This is a genomic window from Pseudomonas sp. NFACC05-1 (genome assembly GCF_900100135.1).
GTDB lineage: Bacteria > Pseudomonadota > Gammaproteobacteria > Pseudomonadales > Pseudomonadaceae > Aquipseudomonas > Aquipseudomonas fluorescens_Q.
The window spans coordinates 386184-402591 of the sequence record NZ_FMTR01000001.1; the positions used below are offsets into that span (position 1 = coordinate 386184).

The 16408-nt window shown below is 58.0% G+C and carries 15 protein-coding genes; 1 reads left to right on the top strand and 14 read right to left on the bottom strand.

Features of this window, described 5'->3' with window-relative positions; genetic code table 11:
* Nucleotides 1-18: 18 nt before the first annotated feature.
* From BLO97_RS01770 to BLO97_RS01805, 8 genes are all read right to left on the bottom strand, one after another.
* On the bottom strand, nucleotides 19-1092 hold the full coding sequence (locus BLO97_RS01770; protein WP_092221699.1) for a polyamine ABC transporter substrate-binding protein: 1074 nt from the start codon (nucleotides 1090-1092) through the stop codon (nucleotides 19-21).
* Nucleotides 1093-1136: 44 nt separating this feature from the next.
* Complete coding sequence (locus tag BLO97_RS01775; protein ID WP_092168971.1) at nucleotides 1137-1478, bottom strand: cupin domain-containing protein; 342 nt, start codon at nucleotides 1476-1478, stop codon at nucleotides 1137-1139.
* The gene (locus BLO97_RS01780) at nucleotides 1475-2899 is read right to left on the bottom strand and encodes an NAD(P)/FAD-dependent oxidoreductase (RefSeq protein WP_092344608.1); all 1425 of its coding nucleotides are present in this window, start codon (nucleotides 2897-2899) and stop codon (nucleotides 1475-1477) included. The genes BLO97_RS01775 and BLO97_RS01780 overlap by 4 nt, the downstream gene beginning before the upstream one ends.
* A gap of 57 nt (nucleotides 2900-2956) precedes the next feature.
* Nucleotides 2957-3757: a helix-turn-helix domain-containing protein gene (locus tag BLO97_RS01785; protein WP_092142288.1), complete on the bottom strand. Its 801-nt coding sequence runs from the start codon at nucleotides 3755-3757 to the stop codon at nucleotides 2957-2959.
* A gap of 221 nt (nucleotides 3758-3978) precedes the next feature.
* Nucleotides 3979-5670, bottom strand: a complete 1692-nt coding sequence (locus tag BLO97_RS01790) for a thiamine pyrophosphate-binding protein (RefSeq protein WP_092221703.1) — start codon at nucleotides 5668-5670, stop codon at nucleotides 3979-3981.
* A gap of 135 nt (nucleotides 5671-5805) precedes the next feature.
* Nucleotides 5806-6561 (bottom strand): molybdopterin-dependent oxidoreductase, encoded by a 756-nt coding sequence (locus BLO97_RS01795; RefSeq protein ID WP_092142282.1) that lies wholly within the window; start codon nucleotides 6559-6561, stop codon nucleotides 5806-5808.
* Between the two features lie 282 nt (nucleotides 6562-6843).
* On the bottom strand, nucleotides 6844-7848 hold the full coding sequence (locus BLO97_RS01800; RefSeq protein WP_092142279.1) for an aldo/keto reductase: 1005 nt from the start codon (nucleotides 7846-7848) through the stop codon (nucleotides 6844-6846).
* A gap of 102 nt (nucleotides 7849-7950) precedes the next feature.
* Entirely contained in the window at nucleotides 7951-8511 is a 561-nt protein-coding gene (locus BLO97_RS01805; RefSeq protein ID WP_092142276.1) for a PaaI family thioesterase, read from the bottom strand.
* A gap of 59 nt (nucleotides 8512-8570) precedes the next feature.
* Here BLO97_RS01805 and BLO97_RS01810 point away from each other — a divergent pair, with 59 nt between their 5' ends.
* On the top strand, nucleotides 8571-9026 hold the full coding sequence (locus tag BLO97_RS01810) for a MarR family winged helix-turn-helix transcriptional regulator (RefSeq protein ID WP_060742910.1): 456 nt from the start codon (nucleotides 8571-8573) through the stop codon (nucleotides 9024-9026).
* Nucleotides 9027-9087: 61 nt separating this feature from the next.
* Here BLO97_RS01810 and BLO97_RS01815 read toward each other — a convergent pair whose 3' ends face one another.
* The 6 genes from BLO97_RS01815 to BLO97_RS01840 form a co-directional block, all read right to left on the bottom strand.
* Nucleotides 9088-10596 (bottom strand): amino acid ABC transporter permease/ATP-binding protein, encoded by a 1509-nt coding sequence (locus tag BLO97_RS01815; RefSeq protein ID WP_092344610.1) that lies wholly within the window; start codon nucleotides 10594-10596, stop codon nucleotides 9088-9090.
* 106 nt (nucleotides 10597-10702) lie between these two features.
* Complete coding sequence (locus BLO97_RS01820) at nucleotides 10703-11509, bottom strand: ABC transporter substrate-binding protein (protein ID WP_371914645.1); 807 nt, start codon at nucleotides 11507-11509, stop codon at nucleotides 10703-10705.
* Between the two features lie 73 nt (nucleotides 11510-11582).
* Nucleotides 11583-12635 (bottom strand): isopenicillin N synthase family dioxygenase, encoded by a 1053-nt coding sequence (locus BLO97_RS01825; protein ID WP_092221707.1) that lies wholly within the window; start codon nucleotides 12633-12635, stop codon nucleotides 11583-11585.
* Between the two features lie 13 nt (nucleotides 12636-12648).
* Nucleotides 12649-13500: a sugar phosphate isomerase/epimerase family protein gene (locus BLO97_RS01830; protein WP_092142267.1), complete on the bottom strand. Its 852-nt coding sequence runs from the start codon at nucleotides 13498-13500 to the stop codon at nucleotides 12649-12651.
* 355 nt (nucleotides 13501-13855) lie between these two features.
* Nucleotides 13856-14833, bottom strand: coding sequence for a hypothetical protein (locus BLO97_RS01835; RefSeq protein ID WP_092142264.1), 978 nt, complete (start codon nucleotides 14831-14833; stop codon nucleotides 13856-13858).
* A complete protein-coding gene (locus BLO97_RS01840; RefSeq protein WP_092221709.1) occupies nucleotides 14833-16302 on the bottom strand; it encodes an AAA family ATPase in 1470 nt (489 codons plus the stop codon). The genes BLO97_RS01835 and BLO97_RS01840 overlap by 1 nt, the downstream gene beginning before the upstream one ends.
* Nucleotides 16303-16408 lie beyond the last annotated feature (106 nt).

The following is a 16408-nucleotide window of genomic DNA, read 5'->3' on the forward strand; positions in this document are numbered from 1 at the left end:
CTTCATCGGCGACAGGTTTCATTGCCCGCTTTTAATCCGGCTCCAGACCCGTGTGCGCAGCCGGTCGTTCTCTAATGGCATTGCCTCCAGTACAAAGAGTTTTTTCATCACGCTGTCAGGCGGGTACACCATCGGGTCGTTGCGGATGGCCTTGTCGACCAGCCCCTCGGCGGCAGTGTTGCCGTTGGCATAGTGCACATGATTGCTGATGCCAGCCATGACCCTGGGGTCCAGCAGGTAGTTGAGAAATTCGTAGCCGGCGCCTTCATTCGGCGCATCGGCGGGCATGGCGACCATGTCGAACCACATCGGTGAGCCTTCCTTGGGGATGGCGTAGGCGATCTGCTGGCCATTCCCGGCCTCATTGGCTCGCGCTGCGGCCTGCATCACATCGCCGGAAAATCCTACGACCAGACACACGTCACCCGTCGCAAGGTCACTGGTGTACTTGGAGTTGTGGAAGTAACTCACATAGGGGCGCACCTTGAGTAGCAAGGCCTGCGCCTTCTCGTAGTCGGCCTTGTCCTTGCTGTGATGCGGCAGGCCAAGGTAGTTCAAGGCGATGGGAAGGATCTCGGGACCATTGTCGAGCATCGCCACGCCGCATCGGGCGAGTTTCTTCATGTTTTCCGGCTTGAACACAATGTCCCACGAGTCTATCGGTACATCGCCCAGGACCGCCTTGACCTTGGCCACGTTGTAGCCGATGCCGGTGCTGCCCCACAGGTAGGGAAAACCGTAGCGGTTACCAGGGTCATTGGCCTCCAGAACCTTCATCAGCGTCGGGTTGAGGTTGTGCCAGTTCGGGAGCTTGCTGCGGTCCAGCGGTTTGAGTGCGCCGGCCGTGATTTGCCGGGCCATGAAGTGGTTGGACGGAAACACCACGTCATAGCCTGAATGGCCGGCCATCAGTTTGGCGTCGAGCACCTCGTTGCTGTCGTACAGGTCATATTGGGTCTGGTGCCCGGTCTGGGTGGTAAAGTTTTGCAGGGTATCTGGAGCGATGTAGCTGCTCCAGTTGTAGATCCTGACGGTGTCTGCTGCCTGAGCGGTAGACGCGATCAACAGTAACGGAAAGATCGACTTCAACATGCGAGACCTCAACCTTTGTTCTAGGCGTTATGGATGAAGGCAGTTCAGAAAATCAGTACGTAGCTCTTGCGAACGGTTTCTTGTACATCCCAGATTCCCGTCGTGTTCGCAGGGAACATCAACGCGTCGCCGGCCTGGATATGTAGGGCCTCACCACCGTCCGGGGTGAAGGTGCAACGCCCCTGAATGAAATGGCAGAACTCCTGCTGCACGATCTGGCGCCGCCAGCGGCCGGGGGTGCATTCCCACACGCCGGCCTCGACGCCGTCGTCGCGCTCGACGCATGCCGTGGCAACCTGTGAAAGCGGCTCGCCCAGCGGTACACCAACAGCGCCAGGCTCACCGAGCGGCAAACGGGCGGTGTCGCGAAAATGATCGATCTTCATGCAAACGGCTCCTTGGACTTCATCAGACGTTCCATGCAACCGGCCAGCCCTTCAGCCATCCGGCGACGCCAGCGTGGCGCATGGAGGTTGGCCAATACCTGATCCTCGTGAACGAAGCTCTGGATAATGGCGTTGTAACCCAGCCAGCGCAGAGGCTCGGGCTCCCATCGTGGCAACGAGGCCAGGGGACGGTCATCCAGCACCCAGGGCTGGCGAGTCAGTTCGTTGTCCTGGCCAAGAATCAACGCCGCCACGGTTCGGCCGCCCAGATTGCTGGCGCCTACACCTTCACCTCCGTAGCCACCCGCCAGGGCGATCCGCTGGCGACGGTCGGCGAGCATGTGCGGGTGAAAGGACCGGGCAACCCCCAGATTGCCGCCCCAGGCATGGGTCAGGCGCACATTGCGCAAGATCGGAAAGAGTTCACTAAACAGGTGTTGCCGCAATGCTCGTTCGGCCTGAGTGAGGTTGAAGTCACTGCGCAGGCGACCGCCAAAGCGATAACCACCGCGGGCGCCAAACACCAGGCGATCGTCTCGGCTGCGCTGACCGTAGGTGACTTGTCGGCTGTTTTCGCTGAACGCCTGGCCACGGGTCAGGCCGATTTCGGCCCATACATCGGCCGGGAGCGGCTCAGTCGCAACGATCAGGCTTTGCGCGGCCAGTTGATGCTTGTTCAACGGGGGCAGGGTACTGGCATAACCTTCTACCGCCGGCACCACCCAATCGGCGCTCACCCGACCGTGCTCGGTTCGGACCTGGCCTGGCTTCCAGTCGAGCACCGGGCTTTGCTCGTAAATGCGTACACCCATCCGTTCGACGGCTTCGGCCAGGCCCCGTACCAACCGTGCAGGCTGGATGGTCGCGCAGTGAGGTGAGTACAGGGCGCCGTACGCCTGGGCCACATTTAACTGTTCACGCAAGGCCCGGGGGCTCAACCAGCGGTAGTCGTCTTCACCCAGGCCTTGCCCGCGGACTGCATCGAGCTGTTCGCGCAGGCGCCGTTCTTGCTCGGGATAACGCGCCGCGCAGTACAGCACGCCGCCTTTGCGCAGTTCGCAATCGATGCCTTCGAGGTGGCACACGCGCGCCACCTCGTCGGGGATTGCATGCAGCAGTTGGTAGCCTGCGTGACGTTGCGCGGCAGGTAGTGGGCCCAGGAGCCGGTCTTCGCCCAGCAGGTTGCCCATCAACCAGCCGCCATTGCGACCGGAGGCGCCGAAGCCGGCAATCTGTGCTTCAACGATGACGATGTTCAGGTGCGGTGCTTGCTGTTTAAGGTAATAGGCCGCCCAGAGGCCACTGTAACCGGCGCCGATAATCACAACGTCTGCTTGCAGATCCTGATACAACGCCGGGCGCGGCGTCAGCGCTTCGCCGAGTTGCTCCATCCACAAACTCACACCACCCCAGCCAGACATCCCATGCTCCATCGGTTGATTGCCGACAGAGATTAATGCGCTGCGACGGGGGCTGTGTTATCTGCGGGCACGCGCGCAATTGGCTTTCAACCATGCCTTGGGTGTGCAGCCGGTATGACTGCGGAAGGCTTTGTAGAACGCCGAGGTGGAATTGAATCCGGCACTCGCCGCAAGGGCATCGATGGGCGCGTTTTCACCGTGATTGACGAGGCGCTCAAGCAGGTAGGCCAACCGGGCTTGGGTCACGTAGCGATAGAAGCTTTGTCCCAGCACTTGATTCAGCAGGTAAGACAGCTGATTGCGACTGTACCCGGTGGCGCTGGCAATCCGTGCGAGGTCCAGATCCGGGTCGAGGAAGGGCTGCTGGCGCGTAAAATAGTCGGCCAAGTCTCGCGCCATGAACGTCAGCTGACGCGCCGAGAGACCCAGTTTACTGATGGCGGGCGCGTGGCGCCCAGTCTGGGGCTCGCTGTCGCGCACCAGTGAGGCATATTCGTTTATACGAAGGATCAGGCCATCACATACCGTGATGGCTTCACTGGTGCGAAAAACCACCCGCTCGCCACTGCCTTTCAGCGCTGTCTGGTACTGGATGAATGCGGTACAGCCATCTGCACGGATGCGGTCGTTGTGTTCAAGATACTCATCGGGATGACGCGGCAACGTGCTGGTGATGTAAGCGCGCAACTCGGCCAGGCCCATGCTGCGGTTCTGGAAGAAATCGTTGTACTGCACTTGCGGGTGATACATCGCCAGAATCGCCTCCAAATCGCGGCGTTTCCACGCCATGTGGTAACGCAGCACCACTTCGCGGGTCAACGTTGTCTGTTCGGCGGTATCTGGCGGAGGGAGAGGCATTGGTTGACCGGCGTAGAGACTGGGCTGGCGCCAGTCTAGCCCTGCAGTGGCTCACTGAACAAATACAGCCGCCTCATACCTGAGCCCGCCAAGGGCTAGGCAAGCAAGTGCACGTGCATTTCCATGGCGGCATGAAGGCGTCGGATAATCAAACTCATCACCCATGATGCCGATCACGGTCGCCTGACGCAGGGCCGCAATAAGGTGAACGCCCGTTAGCTTCAAGCCATAATCGGTAATTCGATAAGGTTGGGGCGACCTGAGCGAATGCCATCCTCGACCGCTTCAGCAATATCCCTGGCGCGCTCGACCCTGCGCGAAGCAACCCCCAGGGAAGAGGCGAGGGCCTGGAAGTCGATGGCCGGGTCCCGGATGTCCATGCCGATGAACTGGTTCGTACCGGCACTTCGGTAGTGCGTCTGGTTACGCGCGTAGTTTTTCAGGATGTTGTATTCGCCATTGTTCATGACCACAAAGGTGACGGGCAAACGCTCGTGTGCCGCTGTCCAAAGCGCTTGGGGTGAATACATCGCCGAGCCATCGCCGACCAGGCAGACCACCGGGGTGCGGTCCAGGCCAAGGGATGTACCGACAGCCGCCGGCATGCCCCAGCCGAGGATGGCGCTGCGCGTAAACAGGTACTGGCGGGCCGAATGCGAATCCAGGCACGCACGCACATGAGCGATGGTGACCGGTGCTTCGTCGACGATCCACACATCAGGGCCGATTGCCCGGACAGCTTCATGGGCCGCAACGAAAGGCGTTGTCACGGGCCCATTGAATTCGCGCTTCGCGCGCTCGGCCACTTCGATTCGGCGGGTACCGCGCTCGCGTGCAGCGACATTTCGCAGCGTCGCGATTGCCTGGCTGTGCGGGGCCAGTGCCTGATCCAGTAATGGCAGCAACAATTGCAAGGACAGCTTGATGTCGCCTATCAATCCCAGCGCCGTTCCATGCACTCTGCCCAGTTGGTGGCCATCGCCGGTCAATTGAATGAGACGGCAATGAGGGGGGATCGCCGGGCCTTGCGAGTATTGGTAACTGATCAGCGAATGGCCGCCGAGAAGCAAGACCGCATCGAAGTCAGCGAACGTTTCGCGGATATCGGCAGCTTTGGGTGGCAAGGCTCCGCGCCATTGAGGATGAGCGGTGGGGAAGGGGATATGCCCGGGCCAGGATGGCCCGAAGACCGGCGCGCCAAGTGCTTCGGCGAGGCTCACCGCTTCCACTTGGGCATTCGACTGGAATACCTCTTCCCCGACGATAATCGCCAGACGGCCGGGGGTAACCGTCGATAAGGCGTCAGCCAACGGGTCAATCGCCGCAGTCACCGCACCTCGTTCGATTCGCGACGGCTGGCCAGCATCGGCATCGGTGTGCTGCTCCATCACGTTGATCGGTAGCGAAAGGAAAACCGGGCCGGTCGGCCCTGTGCGGCAATCTTGAAGAGCGCGACGCAACAGCATCGGGATATGTTGGGGGTGCTGGATTTCCTCCGCCCATTTGACGCTCGGTCGGGCCAGGCTGACCAGATCACCATGAAGCAGCGGGTCGGTCACGCCATGGCGGGTATCCTGTTGGCCCGCAGTGATCACCAGCGGCGTGTTCGCCATCTTCGCGTTCAGGATGGCGCCCATCGCATTGCCAAGGCCTCCTGCTGTATGGAGGTTGACGAAACCGGGGCGGCCGGAGGCCTGGGCATAACCGTCGGCCATCGCCACGACGGAGGCCTCCTGAAGGCCGAGCACGTAGTGAATATCGGAGACGCCCGAGAGCGCATCGAGCAAAGGCAACTCCGTTGTTCCCGGATTGCCGAACACATGGCGGACGCTTTCGCTGTGCAGTACTTCCACGAGCAGGTCCGCGCCGCGTTGCCCACGGATGCTGGACGGGACACCGGGAGTCGAAGGCATGGCGCGAAATCTCACTCAGTTGGAAGAAATACTTTACCCAGCTTTTGTGGCCATCGGATTGCCAAATGGTAATGAACCACCCGTGCGGCGCCGCTGAAAGCCCTGACGCTGGGGTTATTTGAAGCCGGCAGTGACTTAACGTCCGCCCATTCTTTCGAGGGATTGGCTTTTTAGCGGCAAATCGCTGGTACGCTTGTCCGAGGCTTTGCGAATCGCATTGCACAAGGCCCGGACGATGGGTACGTAGCTCAGCTGGCTGGGCTGGCAGGCCTGGAGCGCACCCGTAGGGTTGATCAAATGTACCGCGATGTGGCCTGGCAGCCATGAGACGAGTGGCCAGCGGGGGCGTTGGGCGATCGTCGGGCACAGATCCGCCGCCGTCATATCAAATTCAGAAGATGCCACGAATGCGACCCCCATCAGGCACGCGCCTTCAAGCTGGGCGCGTAGGCGACCGGGGTTTTCTACAGCGCCCAGGTCAGCGACAAATACCGTGTCATGCACAATCAAGCGCCCCTCGTCGCTCAGCTCGACATCAAGTACCGCGGCCATGCAAGTCTGCGCATCGTAGTGTGCGGCGATGCCCTGGGTTCGGCAACCGCCTGAGGGCTTGCCCCAATGGCTTCTCGTGGCCGCTTCAGTGATGACGCTACGCATTCGCCGGGCATCGAAACCTGAGCGTTGCGCGGCGCCGTCGGCCCGTGTTGATACCGAATCGATCAGGGAAAGCAGGTAGTCTTGTTGATCGAGCCTGCATGCAGGGTCCTGTGCGGCCATGAATCGCTGTTCGGCGCGCAGGCGAAGCAACAGGTCTTTGCGGTTCAGGATACCGCCTGGCGATGGCCAGATGAATTGATCAAGCGCGCTGTCGTGCCCGTCAGGGTGGTTCATTTGCGTTTCTCCTTCCGCCTGATGACAAGAGCTCCGGCAAAAAGCAACCAAGGGTGCGGAATCTCTGGTTAAGCCAGGTTCCTGCGGGAGCGGGCAGGCTCGCTCCCGCAGGTTCACGCTGTCGCCGCAGGAGCAATCCTGGCATTACTTTAGGCGCAACGATCTGACGTCAGGGTGACGGGAGGCTGACAGGAACATGTCAGGCAATAAAGGGGGCCGGGCAGGTGATGCATACAGTTGAGTCTGGCCTTCTTGTCGTCGGCTTGCATCACCCGCCCACGTTCAAGCCACGATCTGCGCTGCTGCGCGAGCCCAAGGGGTCGCTGTCCTTGCTGGCATCGAAGGAGACAAGCTGCTAACGGTGTCGAGCCGATGAATCTGCTCGGCTGACAGTTCAACCGACAGGGCAGCGAGGTTGTCGGCCAACTGCTCGACCGAGCGTGGCCCGATGATGGGCAACGACCCGTGCGTGCCGGACCAGGCGATGGCGACCTGACCGGGGCTGACGCCCAGTTCGTTGGCGATGGCGATCACCGTATCTAGGACCTGTGTACGCTGCTCGCTATTCTCTGCCTGGAACACCTTGCCACCGAGGCCCTCGGCGCGTCCTTTCTCGCCCTTGCGGTACTTACCGGTCAGCATGCCTCCGCCGAGTGGCGACCAAGTGACGATACCCAATCCCAACGCCTGCGAAGCCGGGAACAGATCAGCCTCGGGCTCGCGGTGGACCAGGCTATGCTCGAATTGCGCCGCAGCGATCGGCACCGAGTGGGTGAGCTCGGCAAGGGTGACGGCACGCGATAGCCGCCAAGCAGGGAAGTTGGAGAGGCCGGCATAAAGAATCTTACCCGCGCGGGCGAGATCCTCGAACCCACGGACGATTTCTTCGGTGGGCGTGACATCATCCGGCCAATGCGCCCAGTAGAGATCGATGCGATCGGTTCCGAGTCGCTTCAGGCTTGCCTCTACCGAGGCCACCATGGCTTTACGACTATTGCCGGTGACGAGGCGATCGGCATTTGGCTGCGCGCCTTTGGTGTACTTGGTCGCCAGGACGAAATTCTCGCGTCGGCCCTTCAGAAGGGTCCCGAGCAGCTCCTCGGATTGTCCGAACTGGTAGATATCGGCCCCATCGATGAAGTTGCCGCCGGCCTCCGCGTAGGCATTAAAGATTGCCGTGCTGACATCGGGATCCGCGCCGTAGCCCCAGCCTGTGCCAAAGTTGCCTGTCCCGAGCGCGACCTGGGACACACTCAGTCCTGTTTTGCCGAAGGATGCATATTTCATGTTTTCACCATTGATCAAGTCGGGATGGTATTTTCAGACAGTGCCGGCGCAAAGGCCTGGGCGTCGCGTGTTTCGCGGGTAACGGGTGCGCCAGGATCGGTCTCAACCTTGGCCATGAGAGATCCCCTGTGTGGCTGCGGGATGATCGAAGATCAGGCAGGTGGTCGTCGCGTGCGCGTACAGTTTGCCGTCGGGGCCAATGATCCGGCCCTCGGCCGTCGCCACTGTACGCCCCGCATGGATGACCTTGCCCTCGGCACGCACCAACGGGACCTGGTCGTTCAGGGGGCGCACCATGTTGACCTTCAGCTCCAGCGTGGTGTAGCCCTTGCCTGCGGGCAAGGTCGAGTGCACCGCGCAACCTACTGCCGAGTCGAGCAGCGTAGCGAACCATCCGCCGTGGACGGTGCCCAGTGGGTTGTAGTGCCTGCGCTGTGGGCGACCTTGAAAGACGGCAATGCCGGGCTCCATGTGAATCGGCACGAAATCGAGCGTGTCGCCGATGGGTGGGGGAGGCAGTTCTCCAGCAAAGATCGCTTCGAACACTTCCATGCCTGTTCGACCGGCGATCTGATCCTGCGGCGCGGTATCGGCGACCAGCAAGCGCGCACGAACCGATTTTTCCTCCGCGTTCCAGTGAGCAACGACCTGATCGACTTCCATCGGCATTTCCTTCTCTCCAGACAATTGCATATGCAAATATTGCAGGTACAATATACCCCATGAAAAATACTATCAAGCCACAGGGCTGCACCAATCTGAAGCTGCGCCAGCTCAATCGCATGGTGACGCGTCACTACGACCGCTACGTCGCCGAGTCCGGCCTCAAGAACACGCAGTACGCACTGTTGTCGCATGTCGTCAGGCTGGGGCCTATTCGGCCGAGTGACCTGGCCAGGCAAATGCAGATGGATAATTCGACCTTGACTCGAAACATGCAGTCCCTGACCACTCAGGGGTGGTTGGAGATTGGTGCAGGAGGCGATGCCCGCAGTCGCCTTGTCGAAGCGACCGAGGCAGGACGCGTAAAGCAAGCCGAAGGCCAGCGGGCCTGGAAGGAGGCACAGCGCGCGCTCAATGGTCTACTCGGCGTGGAGCGCGTGGCTGTATTGCACGAATTGCTCGACGCATGCATTGCGAGCCTTGACGACGATCTTGATGAGTCCCCATCAGAATGACTCGCCGGCTTGCTTGAGCGATACACCCCATCTCGGGTGTGAGGATCCAATCACACCCAGTTCAGACCCGCATGAATTTCTTGATTCTCTCGCCGCACTGATCAGCTCGGATCATCCCAGGCTTCGCATCCAGTTTGACCAGGCCGTCCTCCATGAAAACCACCCTGTCGGAAATTGACATGGCGAAGTCCATTTCATGGGTCACGATCAACATGGTCATGCCTTCTTTTGCCAGGTCGCTGATCACCTTGAGCACATCGCCGACCAGTTCCGGGTCAAGGGCTGAAGTAGGCTCATCGAACAGCATGATGTGGGGATCCATCGCCAATGCGCGGGCGATTGCCACGCGTTGTTGCTGGCCGCCCGACAACTGATGCGGATACTTTTGCGCGTGGGCCAGCAGCCCGACCTTGTCCAGCAGGGCGTAGGCGCGCTGCTCGCTGATGGACTTGTCGCGGCCGTGATAGCGCGGCGCGAGGGTGACGTTGTCGAGAATGGTGCGATGGGGAAACAGGTTGAAGCTCTGAAACACCATGCCGATGCGCTGTACCCCGTGGCGTACTTGTTGCGTGTTGGTGTTGTCACCGGCGTGGATATAGCTTTCGCCGAACAGAATGATCTCGCCCTGGTCGATGCTTTCCAAGGCGTTGACGGTCCGAATCAGCGAGGTTTTTCCCGATCCCGACGGACCGATAATGGAAATCACCTGACCCACGTTGACATCTAGGTTGATGCCCTTGAGCACGGCGTGCTGGCCGTAGCGCTTGTGAATGTTGACCAGTTGCAGGGCGGGTGCCGAGCCAGGCCCCGGCGCTGTACGAGCGTCCGCCGGAGAGGGCGCCGCCGGTGACGCGCGCAGACGCCGCAGGCTGATGTCATCCAGCGTTTGTGGCTTGCGGTTGTTGAGCTCCAGGTGTTGCTCCAGCCAATGAAACAGCCAGCCGAGCACGGTCACGATCAGCACGTAATACACCGCCACGGCCGACAGGGTTTCCATGACCAGGAAGTTTTGCGCGTAAAGGCGCTGGCCCACGGTCAACAGTTCGGTCAAGGAAATCACCGAGACCAGCGAGGTCAGCTTCACCACGGTGATGTATTCGTTGATCAGTGTCGGCAGGGAAATGCGGAACGCCTGTGGGATGACGATCAGGCGCTGCAGGCCGATCAGGCCGATGCCCAGTGCGCGGCCGGCTTCTTTCTGGCCTTTGGCAACGGATATCAAGCCGCCACGATGAATTTCCGCCATGTACGCCGCCTCGGTCACCACCAGCGCGAACAGGCCGGAATAGAACGGGTTGGACAGTACGCCACGGGTGATCGGGAACATCTGCGGCAAGTTATAGACGAACACCACCAGTACCAGCAGCGGCACGCTGCGAAAGAACCAGATATAAACCGACGCCGGCACGCTGATCCAACGCGTGGCCGAAAGCTTGGCCGAAGCCAGCAGGAAGCCCAGCAGCATGCCGATGAACCAGGCCAGCGTGCTGAGTTCCACCACCGTAATGCAGGCTTTCCAGAAGTCCGAGACCGAAAACAGAGAAAAAAAGTAGGGCCATTCAAATTGCATGTGTACCTCCAACTGCTGGCGTCGACGGAGGCTTCACCTATGCCGGGCAGTCAAGCGAACGCCGCCGACTGTGGGAGCGGCCTCGCTCCCACAGGGCTGCACTGAGTCAGTTAGTCGGTTCTTCCAGGTTGTATTTCTTCAACAGGGCGGCGTATTCACCTGACGCTTTCGTCGCGTCAAAGGCCTTGAGCAGCGCCTGATAGAGCGCGTCGTTGTCCTTTTTGACGTAAATACCCAGTGTCTGTTGATAGATCGAGTGCTCGGTGCTGATCACTACCCGGCCTTTGGTGCGTTCCGCGATCATGCCGGCGGCGCCGTCGATCTCCACCTGAGCCTGCACGTTGCCGGAGAGCAGCGCTTGGGTCACTTCAGGGGCGGACGGAAATTCGCTGACCATGATCGCGCCCTTGTTATTCGGGACGCAGTAATCGGTCGAGAGTTTGTTGAATTGCGTCACCCAAGTGGTGCCTTTTTCCAGGCCGACCTTCAGGCCGCAGAGGTCTTCCGGTACTTTCGGTTTCAGCGGGCTGTCCTTCAGCACCATGATCGCTGCGCCGGTCTTGGCGTATGGGATGGTTTGCGCTTGAGTCTGCCGTTCGGGTGTGATGTACATGCCCGAGATGATCGCATCATAGTGACCGGCGTTCAGGCTCAGCAGCAGGTTGGAAAACTTGGTGTCAACGAAGTCAGCCTTGAGGTCCAGATGTTTGGCGAGTAACCGCGCCAGTTCGGGGTCGGAGCCGACGACATTTTTTTGTTCGTCGTATGATTCGAAGGGCGGATAGGTGATTTCCATACCGACCTTGAGGGCGCCGGGTGTCACCGTCGTCGCTGCGTGGGCTCCTGCCGCACCGAGGATCGCGAAGGCCAGCAGGGACAAGCGGACAGCGATATTCATTGGATTGCGCATCATCGGTGACTCCACGTCGAAAAAGTAGGATTGGACTGGTTTTGAAACAGGGCTGTTTTGGAACTGGGCGGGGGCATCAGGACGCTTCCTGCGTCTGGTTCTTCAAGTGACCGAAGCTCGATGGCTTGCGTGCGCGCTCATACAGCTTGAGTTCGCCGCGTTCGACTTTGCGGCGCAGGTATTGATAGGTTTGCAACGCTTGACCAAACATGTGCTCACCGATGGTGATTTCCTCGTAATCCTTACCGCCTTCAAGAAACTGCGGCAGTGGCTTGATTTGCGTGTGGAAGTCGCACGCATAGAAGAGTGGGAACGAGTAGCGCTCTTCGCTGACGCTTCGCACTCGGTGAGCCGTAGCGACGAATGTGCCTGCGGTCATGACCTCCAGCATGTCGCCGATGTTGACCACAAAAGTACCGTCCATGGGCGGCGCATCAATCCATTGCCCCTGGTCGTTCATCACCTCGAGGCCTGGCTTGTCGGCAAGCAAGATGGTGAAGCACTCGTAGTCGGTATGCGCACCAATGCCGGGCGCGTCTTGAGCCGCCAGGTCAAACGGGTAATGGATCAGGCGCAGCTTCGACGGGGGGCGAGTCACCATTGCCTCGAAATAGTCTTCCTCCAGGCCCAAGGCGAGGGCGAAACCCTTGAACAAGCGACGACCTAATGCAAACACCGCGGCGTAGTAAGCTTCGACGGCGGGACGGAAGCCCGGCAAGTCTGGCCATTCGTTGGCCCCGATCAATGGCGTGCCGGCAATGACCAGCGGATCGTCTTCGCTCACTTCGAAACCGATATCGAAAGCTTCCTTGTGATCCGGTTTGCCTTTGGCATAGACCTCTTCACCTTCAGGCACAAAACCCTTGTGGCTGCGTGAAGTACCGATGTAATGCTGCATTTTGTACTCAAGCGATTGGGCAAACAGGTCCTTCGCCGCTTGACGCAAGCCGTCGATCAGTGACGGCTCGATGCCGTGGTTCTTGATGTACAGGAAACCGACTGCGCGGGCGGCGTTACCCAGTTCTTCGGCCACTGCCTGGCGCTGAGTGATGTCGTCGCTGTACAGCCCGGCGATGTCCACCACCGGAATGCGATTGAAGTTGGCGGTCGTTGGTGTTTTGTCAGGCATGAGGCAGCGCTCCTTATCGGGTTGAGGTGCAGGCGAAACGCCGAAAATGCTCGCGCTCGGTGTTTGCCATCCACACGTTCAGCGACCACAGATCGGCCACCGGCACGTTGGTGAAGGGCAGGTGATGCAGATAGCCGTCGGCGCCGAACTCCGGTGTCAGCGTGCTGACCTGATACCCGCGTTTTTCCTGGGATCGCCAGATGGCCTCCCAATGTTGCTGATGGAAGGCAAGCGCTTGGCTGTACTCGGGGGCGGCGGGGTGAGGCACTTGCGGTCCCTGGTCATAACCGACTCGGGCCTGGATATGGTGAACGCGTTCGACGAAGGCGCTGAGGTCGTCTTCCGGATCGTTGAGCAGGCGTTCGCAGGTGACGACCCAATGACTGATGTCGCTGGTGAAGCGCAGGTCCGGCAGTTGACGAATCAGCTCGAGGGTGACCCAGGGATTGAATAACGAGCGAGCGCGATGGGTTTCAAAGGCGCACACCTGGCCATGCTTGCGCGCGACGTCCATCGCGCGGCCAAAGAAGTCGACTTGCTGTGCCAGTGGCCAGCGGTCGTTGCCAGCCAGCAGATTGACGAAGCGCGGTGCCAACTCAGCCGCCCAGCCGAGTTTTTTATCGAGGTCCAGAAGGTGTTCGTCGACGGTTGCCGACTGTTCCGGTAGAACGTCGTAGGCGCTGAAGACGGTGCTGATATAGCTGACTTTGTTGATGCGTAGAAAGGCTGCGAACTCGGCGCGTTCGCTGGCGGTCATGGGCAGGCGGGCTTCCATGCCATCGAACCCGGCTTCAAGCAACTCATCGAGCGCTTGTGCCTTGCTCGCGGTATAGCCCCACAACGTTCGGAATATTTCCAGCTTCATCGATCGACTCCAAAGGTTCCTTCGCATGATTGACACAGCGACGTTGCGGCGCTAACCGAAACGCACAACGAACGGCAGTGACAATCAGAAAAGGCAAGCTTCGGGCCGCATCTCTATGGAAAGGCTCCTTTGTTGCCGCAATAGTAGGGAGGGGCGGTTGGCGGAAAGAATAGGGAAGCGCAAAAAGATAGTTCAGAGATTTCTAAACTATTGGTCAATGGCCGCGACCCTGATCGTCTGCACGCCCATGATGTCGATTGAGGTCATTTTTGTGTCACGACAGGCGTGTCATTAAGCTGTGGGGAGCCGGATCACCGATAGCATGCGCCCTTGCAAAGATGAAGAGTCTTTTGCTCTAAGGATAAGGTCTGCTGAGTAAAGAGGTCCGGTCGAATTGATCATATAAATCAGCGAACATTTTTCCGTGCAAATAGTGTTTGTATCGCTCTCGATCGAATCGAAGTTGCCGCATTTCTTTTTCCTTGCTCGGTGGAAGAGCCAGGAATGCACCCTCTTGCAATGGACCTATAGCGTGGGCTTGTAGCAATTCATCTAGCCCATCGATACTGGTTTTTGAACCGACGAAGTCAGCACCTTGTTGGGAAAACAGATCGTAACGTTCGTGTAGCTGGAACATTCGCAGGGTATTGACTGACTTGGCGCAGGTAGGGTCATAGGTGATCCGAACTTTCAACTGATCTTTGATGTTTTCGAAATCGCTTACAATGTCGACTATAGTGCTACCCGGCTTCTCGCAACGAAAATGCAGGGATTCCGAGTCGAACAGAGGGTGCAAATAGGAATGGTCGCCTGTATCCTCGGCGCCCTTCAGGCGAGAGTTACAGATCGAGCAGCTGGGAATGAGATTGTGCAAAGCCAATGCAAGATACGGGTAGCGATGCTGAGGATAATAATGATCCAGGTCTGGCCTGATGCCTTTCTCTGCTTCCTTTGTGGTGAGCATGTAAGCGTGATGACAATAGGGGCATATTTTGTAAGTGCTGCTTTTGCACAGTTTGTATGCTGACCAGCAATGTACACGCTTGGAAGTGAATTTTTTGTAATCGAATGTCTTTCTTAGAAAGGAATCCAGTACGGAGCGTTCGTGTCGAGAAATCTTTCGCTTCAGTTTCTCATAATAACGGATGGAGGACTGCAGTCCGCTCGGACTCTTAGCGGTTAACTGGATTTTGAGGAAATTCAAAAATTGCGTGGCGGGTTTCTCGATAGATGTTTTTTTGAGCGACTTTATTCCTTCGTTGATACATTTTTCCAAGTAACGATTGTGCGAAGCGTATGCCGTTTTCCAGACGTCCGATATATTGATCAGCATTACGAGCGCTCCTTGTTCAGCAGATAATCAATTTCCCTTGAGATGATAGGGTCCTCGATGATGCTCCGGACATACCTGTCTCGCTCCGTCATTTGGCCTTGGGCGGCATTGTGCAGAGTCTTATTAATTTCTCGGATGGCAAATGCACCCATCGAACGGGCACCAAACGAGCGGTTTAATACTAGTTGCATGGGGGCGCCGAAGGATGGCTGCGGTTCATCACTGTCAAAAGTCGCAACGAACTCTCGTGGCACATCAGTAGCCAGTAGAGGGGAGTGGGATGCCAGAATCAATTGTAGACAATCGATCTGGAGTTCCTCCTTGCATTGGCTCAAGAAGTCGTTGATTTGATAGACATATTGCCGTTGCCACTCCAAATGTAAAAATGCGTCGCCTTCATCGATCATTACCAGTAACTTGCGGAACCCACGGGTTCGCAATTCCTTCAATGATTCGTACAAAGCGATGATTTGTTGCATGATCGCCCATTGTCCTGAGCTGATATGAGGATACCCAAGTCGACAAAGCTTGAACGCTTCCAATCGTTCGAGTCTGACACGTTGCTCTTGGGTAATCAGGGGCCGAGTGTAGATTAGAACATTGCTGCTACTGCCTGGTGCTGGTTCGAAGTGCTCATGCCTAAGCAGGTATTCGGTCATTTTGGCAAGTCGGTGCAATTCAGGCAGGCGTGGATCATCTTGCGGCGAAGGTAAGAACTCAAAATCCAGATATGTTTTGAGAAAGCTGATGACCAAAACGATACTGGCTTGGCGCTTCTCCAGTAGTTGGGTAACTACAGCAAGGCAAGCAAAAACCTGATGCGCCCTGGCGCTTTGGTGTAGCTTGCGTAGCAGTAACTCAACGAGGGTCTGAAATTGTTCGGTATAGCGGGAATCTGCAAGGTTGTATTCCGACTGGCTGGCTTCAAACTCCGAGACATTATCAAATATTCGCTTGCGCTCTTCGAGTTCGGCGAAATTAAAAGCATCGAGGATGGCGGCGGTACGAAACTGCCGGTTTTTCAACAATGCTTCAGCTAACAGTCGAGCAATTTTTCGGTATTCAGCTCGCAATGTAGCGGTCAACTCTACGTCGAGGCCGAAGGCAGCCAGAATGTTAGAGTAGCGGTCTAGATTATTGAGATTTTCCACTGGACGCTTTGAGGCGTTGATGAAGTTTTTGGTACTGCGAAGGCTTGGCCTGTTTTGTGCGGGCGTGTAGTACAGGATTCCCCAATCGTTTAGCTGCTCCGGTGTGGCCAGGCGTTCGGTGTTGAGGATAATCTTACAGGGTTCGTCCAGTGATTGATTGCGTCTTGTGCCGAAAGCTTCAGCGATTTCTTGCAAGGTTCGAGTCTTGCCGGATCCATTCTTGCCAATGAGCAGAGAGATCGAATCGATGTCAAACAGGTTGAGAGCGCTGCTTCTTAGGTTAAGGGTTTTTCGCCCGGTTAATATTGTCCTGATCATGTGCTGGAGTCCATTGCGAATGCCGTCGATTAGAAGCCGCTCAAACTGGCAGAATCGGCTATTGCCAATTCGTGAATAGCGCCTACGCGCTACACCTGTGCCGCCA